Annotated in this window: 13 protein-coding genes and 1 pseudogene; 12 read left to right on the top strand and 2 right to left on the bottom strand. The window is 36.9% G+C overall.

Features of this window, described 5'->3' with window-relative positions; all coding sequences use genetic code 11:
* Positions 1-25 precede the first annotated feature (25 nt).
* From H561_RS23425 to H561_RS23700, 4 genes and pseudogenes are all read left to right on the top strand, one after another.
* Positions 26-1,270, top strand: coding sequence for a DUF6625 family protein (locus H561_RS23425; protein ID WP_051349437.1), 1,245 nt, complete (start codon positions 26-28; stop codon positions 1,268-1,270).
* A gap of 23 nt (positions 1,271-1,293) precedes the next feature.
* Positions 1,294-1,665, top strand: coding sequence for a cysteine peptidase family C39 domain-containing protein (locus H561_RS0117775; RefSeq protein ID WP_027388234.1), 372 nt, complete (start codon positions 1,294-1,296; stop codon positions 1,663-1,665).
* A gap of 193 nt (positions 1,666-1,858) precedes the next feature.
* On the top strand, positions 1,859-2,605 hold the full coding sequence (locus tag H561_RS22770) for a 4'-phosphopantetheinyl transferase family protein (RefSeq protein ID WP_051349438.1): 747 nt from the start codon (positions 1,859-1,861) through the stop codon (positions 2,603-2,605).
* Between the two features lie 393 nt (positions 2,606-2,998).
* Positions 2,999-3,091: pseudogene (locus tag H561_RS23700) on the top strand (integrase core domain-containing protein); the annotation flags it as partial.
* Positions 3,092-3,270: 179 nt separating this feature from the next.
* Here the strand turns inward: H561_RS23700 and H561_RS0117785 are convergent.
* Together H561_RS0117785 and H561_RS0117790 are read right to left on the bottom strand one after the other, a co-directional pair.
* Positions 3,271-4,164, bottom strand: coding sequence for a cation diffusion facilitator family transporter (locus tag H561_RS0117785; RefSeq protein WP_027388235.1), 894 nt, complete (start codon positions 4,162-4,164; stop codon positions 3,271-3,273).
* Positions 4,165-4,228: 64 nt separating this feature from the next.
* On the bottom strand, positions 4,229-4,531 hold the full coding sequence (locus H561_RS0117790; protein WP_228372299.1) for a winged helix-turn-helix transcriptional regulator: 303 nt from the start codon (positions 4,529-4,531) through the stop codon (positions 4,229-4,231).
* 167 nt (positions 4,532-4,698) lie between these two features.
* Between H561_RS0117790 and H561_RS0117795 the strand changes: the two genes are divergently transcribed.
* From H561_RS0117795 to H561_RS0117830, 8 genes are all read left to right on the top strand, one after another.
* Positions 4,699-5,328 (top strand): nitroreductase family protein, encoded by a 630-nt coding sequence (locus tag H561_RS0117795; RefSeq protein WP_027388237.1) that lies wholly within the window; start codon positions 4,699-4,701, stop codon positions 5,326-5,328.
* A gap of 481 nt (positions 5,329-5,809) precedes the next feature.
* Positions 5,810-6,100, top strand: a complete 291-nt coding sequence (locus tag H561_RS0117800) for a putative quinol monooxygenase (protein WP_027388238.1) — start codon at positions 5,810-5,812, stop codon at positions 6,098-6,100.
* 3 nt (positions 6,101-6,103) lie between these two features.
* A complete protein-coding gene (locus H561_RS0117805; protein ID WP_027388239.1) occupies positions 6,104-6,928 on the top strand; it encodes an SDR family oxidoreductase in 825 nt (274 codons plus the stop codon).
* A 42-nt stretch (positions 6,929-6,970) separates the two neighbouring features.
* The gene (locus H561_RS0117810) at positions 6,971-7,699 is read left to right on the top strand and encodes an SDR family NAD(P)-dependent oxidoreductase (RefSeq protein ID WP_228372303.1); all 729 of its coding nucleotides are present in this window, start codon (positions 6,971-6,973) and stop codon (positions 7,697-7,699) included.
* Between the two features lie 74 nt (positions 7,700-7,773).
* Positions 7,774-8,685: a helix-turn-helix domain-containing protein gene (locus tag H561_RS0117815; RefSeq protein ID WP_027388241.1), complete on the top strand. Its 912-nt coding sequence runs from the start codon at positions 7,774-7,776 to the stop codon at positions 8,683-8,685.
* 521 nt (positions 8,686-9,206) lie between these two features.
* A complete protein-coding gene (locus tag H561_RS0117820; protein ID WP_027388242.1) occupies positions 9,207-10,184 on the top strand; it encodes an aldo/keto reductase in 978 nt (325 codons plus the stop codon).
* Positions 10,185-10,196: 12 nt separating this feature from the next.
* A complete protein-coding gene (locus tag H561_RS0117825) occupies positions 10,197-10,934 on the top strand; it encodes an SDR family oxidoreductase (RefSeq protein WP_027388243.1) in 738 nt (245 codons plus the stop codon).
* A complete protein-coding gene (locus H561_RS0117830; RefSeq protein ID WP_316929428.1) occupies positions 10,931-11,866 on the top strand; it encodes a helix-turn-helix domain-containing protein in 936 nt (311 codons plus the stop codon). The genes H561_RS0117825 and H561_RS0117830 overlap by 4 nt, the downstream gene beginning before the upstream one ends.
* The last annotated feature ends 211 nt before the right edge of the window (positions 11,867-12,077 follow it).

Genomic DNA, 12,077 nt, shown 5'->3' on the forward strand with positions numbered 1-12,077 from the left:
ACCTCTAATTATTATCCTAATTATTATGAAAAAAATAGCATTTATAAATTGTTTTTTCGGAAAAACATGGCCGGATTATTTTGATTATTTCCTGAAAGGCTGTGAATATAATCCAACCATAGATTTTTACATATTTACTAATATTGCTCCTAAGTACAAAATAAAGAATGTTCACTTCATTAAGTTTGATTTACAAAAGTTTAATGAAATGGCAACGGAAAAATTAAAAATTCCGGTCAATATAAAGGATGCCTATAAACTATGTGATTTCAAGTCTTTGTATGGGGTGATCCTGCAAGAATATATTTCAAAGTATGATTTTTGGGGATATTGTGATGTCGATTTAATGTTTGGGAACATTCGTGCTTTTATTACTAATGAAATGTTAGATCAATATGATGTCATTTCTCCTGTTGATAAATATCCTGCCGGATTCTTTACCTTATATAGAAATACTCCTTTTATAAATAAAATATTCCGGTTAAGTAAAGATTTTAAGAAAATAGTACAAAGTGACCGTCACTTCTGTTTTGATGAATGTAATTTTGAATTTAATACTGTTCAGACTCAGGACATACAGTATATTGATTCTGAAATAGAAAGTATGGCCTTTCTATTAAGGAAGTTGGAACTAAGTAATAAAATCAAATATTTTCATGTAGACATGGCTCAGGAATTTTTATACAGCAGAAATACTCATATATGGAGAGATGGAAACATATACGATTTTATTACAGAAAAGCCTTATTTATTAATTCATTTTATTAATATTAAAGGTTTGCCAACCTTCCATATAGAAAAATACAATAAGGCAGCGCTAAATAAAAGAGAGACATTTTATATATCGCCTCATTTTCTTGGTAAAAATATAAAACAAAAATTTAGTTTCCAGATATTTATCAACCCTTTCCAAAAGAAGGTTAAAGATTTCATATCCAAGACCTATGCTGTTGCGTTTCGACGATCGTATGCTTTTCCTTTCATAGAAGATACACCCTACAGGTCTGCCAATCAGGAAGTATTTTTCTACAAGAAGTCTGATAAAAGTGTCGTCATGCTTACTTCAACAGGTATTTTAGACAATTACATGTACAGTGAATTTTATCTTTATCAGATCAAAAGAAATCATTACTTCTGTTGGAATAAGATTGATAATATTCAATATTTTGCAAAGTTTCATTATTTGAAAGATGAGGAGAAAGCTTATAAAATTGAAATAGAAGACCCCAATTTCATAGAAAAAGCAACAATGTATTTAATGAATAAATAGAAACATAAATTAAAATATAGATAATGTTACCTGCAGATTATAATAAGATTAAAACACACGAAATTTTTAAAATTTTTTTCCAGCATTATGAGCCAAAGAAAATAATACAGGAAGTTGATTGTGAAAATTTGGATTTTACAACGCTACACACCATTCTATCTTCAACGTTTAAAATAGAAAATGTTATCGGAAAAATAAGTATTGATGACTTAGTAAATATTCCTTTGCCCGCGATTGCATTTTTAAATATAAACGGTGGGAGTTTTGCTGTAATAAGTGAAATAACAGAAAGCCATGTGAAATGGACTTCTCCGCAATATGGCGAACAGAAAAACAGCATGAATTTATTCAAGAAAATCTATAGTGGTTTAGTATTAACATGCATTACTGTATAATGGATAGGAATTAATATCAAAATGTTTTAAATTTGCGAAGAGCTGATACAAATATCAGCCTTTAGTTTATAATTATATTTTTTTTCATTACTATTATAAGGATATATCCTCTTGTAAAAAGGTTAGTTCAAAATTCTTATATCCTTTTAAATGAAATATTTATTTTTACACCTTCATTGAAGGTGAATAAATCATGATGAGTTTATCCGTGCAAAATAGTATAGTTGCTGAAAAATTAGCTCTGCAAAGAGAAACTGAATTATTTGCTGCTGCTATTGCAGTAGTCAATAATTCACTTACTCAGCTGAAGGAAAGGCGACATTTATTTCTTCATGAAAAAGAGTTGCTCTTTTTTAATACTTTAAAGTCAGCTAAAGTACAGCATTCTTACTTACTGGGTAGATATGCTGCTAAGATGGCTTTAGGAGTATTTATGGATGCTGCTGTTTTAACAGATATATGGATAGGTTCTGGAGTGTTTCAGCAGCCTGTTCTTCATTTACCTGAAGCAGGAAATATACAACTTAGTATCTCTCACACTATAGAGTTCGGGATAGCGATAATCTTTCGGGAAGAACATCCAATGGGTGTAGATGTAGAGATTGTCAACACTGAACAGATTGAAGTGATCAAAGAGGTAATTACTTCTAATGAACAGGACATGTTACCCTTAATTGATACGGATTTTAATCAAAGCATTACTATCTTATGGACAATCAAAGAGGCATTATCCAAAGTGTTGAAAACAGGATTGATGACTTCTTTTCATTTATATGAAGTTGAAAATATAGAGTGTAATGAGGGAATTGTTGTTTGCAATTTCGTCAATTTTTCACAATATAAATCCATTTCATGGATCTCAAAAGGACACGCATGGTCTATTGTTTTGCCTAAAAAAACTAATTTAGATTTTGCAGTCATTAAACGGTTGTTTTTCTAGCGGTTATTTATAATAGGAAAAATCAAAATTAGATCTTTAACCATTAATATATTCGTAATTAAATGTAAAACGATAGACATTTTTCTATGTACGCTTCCAATTTTCAATATAAGTCACTATTATCATTGTTATTATAACGGTGTATTCATATTTGATTCTGAAAGATTAATGAGCTCTTTAAGCTAGAAATTTCAAAATTGACATATAATTTGATCATCAAACATCTATGAAAGAAATACTTTTAGATAATTATAACATTTCACTTAAGTTGATATTGAAGCGAAAATAAGTCGATCTGAAAAGAGATCAATTTACTTAATAAAAAAGTGGCTGGTGGAAAAGATAATATCTTGCCGGTAAATTATATGAAGATTATAAAGAGCAAAGAGAGCACTGGGATTTTCCAGACCGGGCAAACCTGCTGATAATGTATATATTGAGAGTTTTAACGGATCATTACGTGATGAGTGTCTTAATGTCAATTATATATAAATATTCTTTTAAAATTGATATTTTGCTCAGAAAGAAAAGTAATATATTTTTCATTTGGTTCTGCAATTTTAATCTCAACGCACTGTTCAGATTTCTCATTTAATACCTCGCTGCATTCGGTCGCTATGCTCAGTGAAAGATACCGGCTGTTTCAGATTCTGAGTTGTATCAACCTATTCAGGCTGAATAATGACGAACCGCACCAACGGAAATTCAGTTTTTATATGTTCACGAATACGTTGGATGGCCTCAGTGATCTCTTCGGTATCAAGATGGTCTCTAAAATCGATGATCAGCATCAATACCACCTCTTCCGGTGATTGGTAGGTAGATAGTATGCTCTTTGTTCTGACCACAGCTTCATCTTTTTCAGCCAGTCGGGCGATCTTTTCTCTTGTTTCGGGGGCTATTCCTTCTCCCATCAAAAGGCTTCTGCTTTCCCTGGCAAGGATAAAAGAGACAAAAACAAGGATTAACCCTACGATGATCGAAGCAAGTCCGTCTAATTCAGGGATCTGAAAAGCATGGCTGATCCCCATCAGTATCATCACAACAATCAGACCCGCCACGGCAGCGCCATCCTCAAAAACAACGAGAAAGCTTGCGGGATCTTTGCTTTTGATGATGGCATCCCACCATTTAAGGCCGTTGCGAGTCTTGTTGAATTCTTTGACGGCGATAAAAAGAGAAGTTCCCTCGAAAATAAGCGAAAGAATCAGAACGATATAGTTCCAGAACGGATCTTTCATCAGTTCAGGTTCCAGAATGTGCGAAATTCCCTGATAAATGGATAAAGCACCGCCCAGGCCGAATATCAGAATGGAAACAACAAAAGACCAGAAATAGAGTTCTTTCCCATACCCAAAAGGATGAGATTCGTCTGCTGCTTTCTTACTTCTTTTGATTCCATATAAAAGCAACAGCTGGTTGGTGGTATCAACGGTTGAATGGATGCCCTCAGAGATCATGGAAGAGCTGTTGGTATAGGCTCCTGCAATAAACTTTGTTAATGCAATCAGCAAATTGGCGGCAAGTGCACTGTAAATTGACTTATTATTGTTAGCCATTTATTGGATCATTGGGAGGGTGATAAGATTATTTTAAAACGTCAGCGTATTTTACAATTGCTTATTAAACTTTGGCCTTCATTCCGGCTATAATGCGTTTCCTGTGGATAAAGCCCCAGTCTGCTATGGTATTGGTAAGTTGTTTAAGTGATTTTCCGTAGTCTGTTATTTGATATTCTACCGCTACAGGTGCCGTGTTCAAAACATGCCGTTCAATCAGTTCATTGATTTCCAGGTCCTTTAACTCACGGCTGAGCATCTTACCGGAAATCCCTGTAACCTCTTTCAGGAGTTCGGAATACCGCATGGGTTTATAACACAGGCAGGCAATGATAGACATTTTCCATTTTCCGTTTAAAATTTCCATTGTATCGCTGATTGCCAATATTTTTTGGCTGCAATCCTTAGCTAAATCGAATTCTTGTTCCATACCATTCACCTGGTTACCCGTTTGTCACTATAACTTTTTGTCACCTGGTTACAAAGATACACATTGAAGATATAACTTTGCTTCTTCAATTTATAAATAACAAAATGGAATTAATCAAAAACTTGAAATGGCGTTATGCGGTCAAAAAATATTCAGATGAGCAGGTCAGCGAAGATAAAATCGACCGGATTATCGAAGCCATCAATCTTACCGCTTCTTCCTGCGGCATACAGCCTTACCGCCTGTTTGTAATAAAGAATCGTGAATTGAGGCAAAGGTTGGGAGAGGGGTCATTCAATGCGCAAATTCATGCTTCTTCTCATTTACTGGTTTTTGCCGGGTTCAATAAGATAACCGATGATTATATTACGGATTATGTTGAGATGACGGAGCGGCAGCGGAATTTGGAAAAAGGAGGGTTGAAGATATTGGAAGATATATTGATAGGCTATTTCTCTACCCAGACGCCCGAACAACATGCGATCTGGTCGGACAAACAAGCTTATATCGGTTTGGGAACAGCTTTGATTGCGGCGGCAGAACTTAAAGTGGACTCAACACCTATGGAAGGGTTTGATCCGAAATTGTTTGATGAAGTGTTAGGACTTTCGGAAAAAGGTCTTCATGCCTCGGTTATCATGTCGTTGGGATACCGGGATGCTGCTAATGATTTTCTGGCATCGGCTCCAAAAGCCAGACTGCCAATCAAAGAATTTTCTACCAGAATAAAGTAATACACCATAAGCGGGTAAGATTTTAAGATTTTACGTCTTAAAGATTGCCTTTCACAAAGAATCCGTCTCAGTTGTGAGACGGATTCTTTCTTTTTTTATTATGCCCAATCTATGTATTTCAATCAATGTATTCTATAAGAATATTTTTTTTGACCGATGCCAAAATCATATTGAATTAGCTATGGACCTTTCAATTATAAAAACACATCATCTTGTCATCATCAATAGGCTTCTTGCAGGTGTGAACTTTTTGGAAAAAATAAAAATACTATGTAGACCAGAAATGATATTAAAGACCAGTTTCCATTATAGTACATCTTGGTAAAATTCCTTGTATTTGGAACTGGATTTAGCTGATCATTTTTTTTAAAGAGTAATTGTTGATGTGGTAAGGTTTGAAATATACAAGCTTAGGTTTTATACAGACAATCAGTTCTGTCTCATAGCTTTTACCTTTGTCATAATAAATTATTGAAGATAAATGGTACAGGCAATCACAAAGTTTACGGTCAAAAATACACAGTGCAAAACAGAATTGGAAAAGATCTTTGAAAAACTGAAATGCGAAACCGCCAAAGAAGATGGCTTTATAAATTACGAGGTGTTTACAACAGAAGAGAGCAATCTCGTCTATTATGTGATCGAGCAGTGGACAACAAGAAATGCATTGGACAATCACGCTGACAAGGTTGCCAGTAATGGTTATCTGGAACTTACCAAGGATCTCTTAGCTGAAAGTATAAATACAGAAATATTAATTTTAATTAAATAAGAAATGGAAAACAGAAGAACGATCTTGATCACGGGAACATCCTCAGGTATTGGAAGGTCAACAGCGATTAAATTTCAAAAAGAAGGTTGGAATGTCGTAGCGACAATGCGAAGCCCTGAAAAAGAATCCGAATTAGATAAATTGGAAAATGTGATGGTGACAAAACTTGATGTGCAGGATACCAAGAGTGTAGAAGCAGCGGTAAAATTGGGAATCGAGAGATTCGGCTCTATAGACACATTGGTCAATAACGCCGGTTTTGCGGTCTTCGGCGCTTTTGAAATGGCAACACAGGAACAATTGGAGAGAATCTTTGAAGTAAATATCTACGGGCCGATGCGCGTCACTAAAGCTTTGTTACCACATATGCGCTCCTTAAAGAAAGGAACGATAATCAATATCACTTCACAGGGCGGAAGGATTACATTTCCTACCTGCAGTCTCTATCACGCAAGCAAATTTGCCATGGAAGGATTTACAGAATCTTTGGCTTACGAACTGATCCCGTTCGGGATCCGCACAAAGATCATAGAACCTGGCTCTACAGAAACCAGATTTGTGGGATCTGCGGAATTGACAGAAACTGAAGATGAGATCTACGACAGGTTCATCAAGACTGGTTTGGGGAACTGGGCAAGATACGATACAATGGCCTCCACGCCGGAACAGATAGCTGAAACGATCTACAAAGCTGCAACAGACAAAAATGATACGCTTCGTTACAGGTCTGGAGAGGATACAGAGTTTTATTTTGAAAAAAGACAAGCTTTGGAAGATCAGGAATATGTTGACTTTATGAGGAAACGTTTTATCCCAGAATATCTTTAATCAAAAATAGTCCGATATGAAAAATCAGGAAATAAAATATTAATTACGGGAGCAGGCACGGGAATGGGGCTTGCTGCAGCAAAGATCTTCCATCAAAATGGGAACGAGGTTATTATGGTGGCAAGAAATGGGGAACGCCTGATAGCTGAATCTGAAAAACTGGGAAATGGTGCTTTTTATATCACTTGTGACCTCTCTGATGAGACTCAATTAAAAAACCTTGTTGAAAACATAAGAGAGAAGCATCCAGATACCAATATGGCGTTTCTTAACGCTGGTGTTGCCACCAATTACAATCTTCTTGGTGAACAAGATGCGTTTGGGGTCAGCAAGGTCGAGATGTCGACGAACTATCATCCTGTGGTCTTTTTAACTCAGTATTTGGAAGAGATCATTGAGCAAAATTCTGATCCGATCATGATCGTGACAACCTCAGGGGTAGCTTTTGCTCCCGACCTTCTACATCCAACTTACAGTGCCACCAAGGCTGCATTACATAATTTTCTGGTTGGCTTGAGACTGGTTTTGGAGAGGAAGAGCTCTGCAATTAAACTTTTTGAACTCATGGCACCACTCGTTGACTCTCCATTTTCTAAAGGTGTGACATCAGACCTTAAAGTTGAGCCGGAAGAGGTGATCAATATAATGATCAAGGCGATTGAAAGTGACACCTATGAGATCCGTCCGGGGTTGACAGAGGAGATCTATCAAATTTATCTGAAATCACCAAAAGAAGCTTTGAAGATGGTAAATGCAGCTACAGGATATTAAATTTGTAATTTTACGATGTGAAAGAAAAGAATAGTGCTTTTTTTATTGCACTATTCATTTTTTAAAATTAAAAAATGAGTGAGAAACCATATCAGTTGATCAATGAGACAGAATCTTTTAAAGATTTCAACCATTTGAAATTAAATAAAAGTATAATCAGCAGTGACAGCCATCTTTTTCATTATTTCAATTCAGCAGATTGTAAAGATCTAAGTGCGATGCAGTACCGAAAGCGTGATTTTTTTAAGATCAGTTTTTTGCACGGCGATTACATTGTACATTTCGGAAGCGAAAGTATTCGGGTCTCCGGTGCTTCCTTTTCAATATTCCATCCAAGTATTCCATATACCATCGAGACCATAAAAGAAACAAACAATGGAGGCTATCTGATATTCACCGATCTTTTCTATGATAATTATTTTAAAGAGCCCATTAGCAGGTTTCCGCTTTTCATAAACGATAAAAAGACGATCTACTCCCTGAATCAAAAAAATGAGAACTATGTAAAGGAATTGTTCAGGAAGATCGAAACATACTCTCATTCAAATTATGACCAAAAACACCAAATGATCCTCAATAATATCAGTGAGCTTCTACATTTTGGTAATACCATCGATCCTGTTTCTGAACGTGTGCATGTGCTTTCACATAAGGAAAGACTTGTTAAAATATTTAAAGAAATTTTGGAAAGCCAATTTCCTGTCAACTCTATATTCGACAACGGTTCCTTGAGAAGTGCCAGTGATTTTTCTAAGTTGCTGAATGTTCACGTCAACTATTTAAACCGCATCATCAAGGAAACAAGTGGCAAGTCGACCACAGAACATATTAATGAGCGATATCTGAAAGAGTCACTTATCCTTATAAAGCATTCAAATTGGTCGATCTCCGAAATTGCCTACAGTCTCGGATTTAAGGATGCACCACACTTTAATCATTTCTTCAAGAGCATGACAAATGCGAAACCCTCTGATTATCGAAAGTAATGATTGCATTGTCTCTTGATAGGATTGGCCATGCAAAACTGATCTTTTCGATCATCCGCATATCAATGCATTATCAGTCCGTTCGCTTTATACTATAATTTTTTACTAAAGATAAAATACAGATGGGTATCTCATTACCATTGTGATTTTAAAGCATTTTTTTAATAAGACTTTTGAAATTTTACTATTCGTTTTATATTTTCTAACCAATTACAGTTTTTGCTGAATATTAAAAAATAATATTAGGATGAAATTACTTGCGGGAGTACAGGTCCTCTCTCTAAAAATTCCGGAGACAATCAAATCTTTGTTATCATACGGAATCTGATAATAGTTCCGAAACCTTAAGAGATCAGCGTTATAATATAGGTCATTATAGAAATAATACCTTTTTTATAGTGTCTAAAACATTTGAAAATCTGACTACAACAATTACCAATCGGGCTACTTTTTATAGAACGGCAATCAGGAATTTTGTACCTGAGATTTAAGTCAGTTTTATCAATAATAAAAAAATAATTATGCAAAAGAGAAAATTGGGAAACAGCGGATTGGATGTTTCGGCATTGGGCTTTGGCTGTATGGGGTTAAACTTTCTGGACGGGAAAGGCCTAGATAAAAAAGATGCTATAACTTTACTACAAAACGCAGTTGAAAGAGGGGTCACCTTTTTTGATACCGCAGAAGCTTACGGGCCTTACACCAACGAAGAAATTGTTGGTGAGGCGTTACAGCCTTACAGAAAAGAGGTCGTGATCGCTACAAAATTCGGATGTAAAGAGGCCCGGCCGGCAGTAGGATTAGACAGCAGGCCCGAAACGATCAGGGCAGTAACCGAAGCATCATTAAAAAGATTAAAGACGGATTACATTGATCTATTGTATCAGCACAGGGTTGACCCCAATGTTCCGGTAGAAGATGTTGCAGGAACCGTAAAAGACCTGATACAGGAGGGTAAGGTCAAATTTTTCGGCTTATCGGAAGCAAGTGCTAAAACGATTCGGAAAGCACATTCAATTCAACCTGTATCAGCATTGCAAAGCGAATATTCTCTGTTTTGGCGTGAGCCGGAAAATGAAATCATACCGACATTAGAAGAACTGGGAATTGGTTTCGTTCCGTTCAGCCCTTTGGGCAAAGGATTCCTTACAGGGATCATCAACAAAAAATTAGAGGATGTCGACCGTAGAAATATTATTCCCCGTTTCAGCGAAGAAAATATAAAGGCCAATCTGGTTTTAGTGGATGCACTTTCTGAGATTGCTCAACAAAAAAATATTACGACCGGACAATTGGCATTGGCCTGGCTCTTAGCTCAAAAGCCGTGGATCGCACCCATCCCTGGGACTACAAAATTGCATCGTCTAGAAGAAAACATCGCGAGTACCCATATTGTGTTAACATCCGGGGAGCTGTCCAAAATTGATAGCGCAGTCAGTGGAATCACTCTTGTAGGCGACCGCTATCCGGAATTTTTAGAAAAACAGATAGACAAATAAAAATTAACAGCAATGCAAAATATTACAGGAAAAGTAGTCGCCATAACAGGCGCAAGCAGCGGAATGGGTAAAGCCATCGCCATAGAATTAGCCAAAAACGGGGCAAAGGTGGTCTTGGGGGCAAGGCGGACAGAACAGTTACAGCAGATTGTTGAAGAAATTATAAGCAAAGGTGGTGACGCTGCCTTTGCGAAAATTGATGTAAAGAATAAAACCGATTTAGTTCGGTTGGTCAAAACCGCAGTTGAGAAATACGGAAAACTGGATGTCATTGTAAACAACGCAGGGATCAGTCAATTAAGCCGCATTGACGAATTGGATATGGACGGCTGGGAAGAAATGATCGACATTAACCTCAAAGGCGTTTTGTATGGGATGGCGGCTGCAATTCCCGTTTTCAGACAACAACAATCGGGACATATCGTCAATATCATTTCAACTTCAGGAATAAAGATTGTCCCCATGCAGGGCGTTTATGCAGGAACCAAAAATGCGATTCGCACGATTGCAGAGGCGTTTCGTCAGGAGTCAGACGGCACCATACGCATAACAGGCATTTCGCCGGGATTTGTGAAAACAGATTTTGCAGACAACATCAAAAACGAAGAAATGAAAACAGCGGTTCAAAAAGGAATGGAACAAATGGCCATAGATCCCATAGCCATTGCCAACGCTGTAATTTATGCAGTAAGTCAACCTAGCGATGTTGAAATTGGCGACATCGTCATTCGCCCGTCAAAACAAAATTGATTACATTCGTAAACGAAATGCAGCAACAATCCAACCTCAGTCACATTAACAGTATATCGCAATTGGTACGGGTCTTAGGACTTCCTGCGCCACTGCATCCATTGATCACCCTGGTGGATTACAATACTGTTTCGGTTGATAGTTTCCCGAAAGGGCAAAAAGTAAGTCTTGATTTCTATAAGATTTCCTTTAAGCCTACGTTTACGGGACACATAAAATACGGACAGGGCTATTACGATTTTGAAGAAGGCGGATTGGCATTCCTGAAGCCCAGACAAATTGTTTTTCCGCCGGAAGACCTAGAAAGCTATGAAGGGATCGCTTTGTATTTCCACCCGGACTTTATCCGGAATTATCCGTTAGGAAAAACAGTAAGTCAATACGGCTTTTTCTCTTACGATGTTTCGGAGGCCTTGTTTTTATCGGCAAAAGAAAAAGAAATCATAGCCCATTTATTTGCTGCCATAGCCGGTGAATTAGCCAACAATATAGACCGTTTCAGCCAGGATGTGCTGGTGTCGCAAATCGAATTGTTATTGAATTACAGCAACCGTTTTTATAACCGGCAATTTATTACCAGGAAGGCAGTCAATCACGACATCATCACTTCTCTGGATCAACTTTTAAACCGGTATTTTGATGAAGAAAACAGTCTGAAAAACGGTTTGCCCTCCGTGAAATACATCAGCACGGAATTAAACCTGTCCCAGCGCTATCTGAGTGATATGCTGAGTTCACTGACCGGACTGAATACCCAGCAATACATTCAGAATGCCATCATAGAAAAAGCCAAAGAAAAATTATCAACGACCCATCTGTCCGTTTCGGAAATTGCTTATGGATTGGGCTTTGAACATCCGCAGTCTTTCAGCAAACTTTTCAAGACCAAGACTAATGTTTCGCCTCTGGAATTCAGGCAGTCATTTAATTGATACACTACAATTCTTTATGCTCGTTCATTTTCAGATTTGTCAGATTCCTGAGTAAAGAAACTGATGGCCTGAAGCGTTACAATCCAAAGGCAATTCTGTTTAAAAATATCTGACTGATTTGGATTTTTAAAACAACCGCCTTTAAATATTTTAAAGGCGGTTGTTCAAGAAATACAGGGATGAAAGCAATGGTTTAGAACTTGTATATACA

The sequence above is a fragment of the Chryseobacterium gregarium DSM 19109 genome, from assembly GCF_000430845.1.
GTDB lineage: Bacteria > Bacteroidota > Bacteroidia > Flavobacteriales > Weeksellaceae > Chryseobacterium > Chryseobacterium gregarium.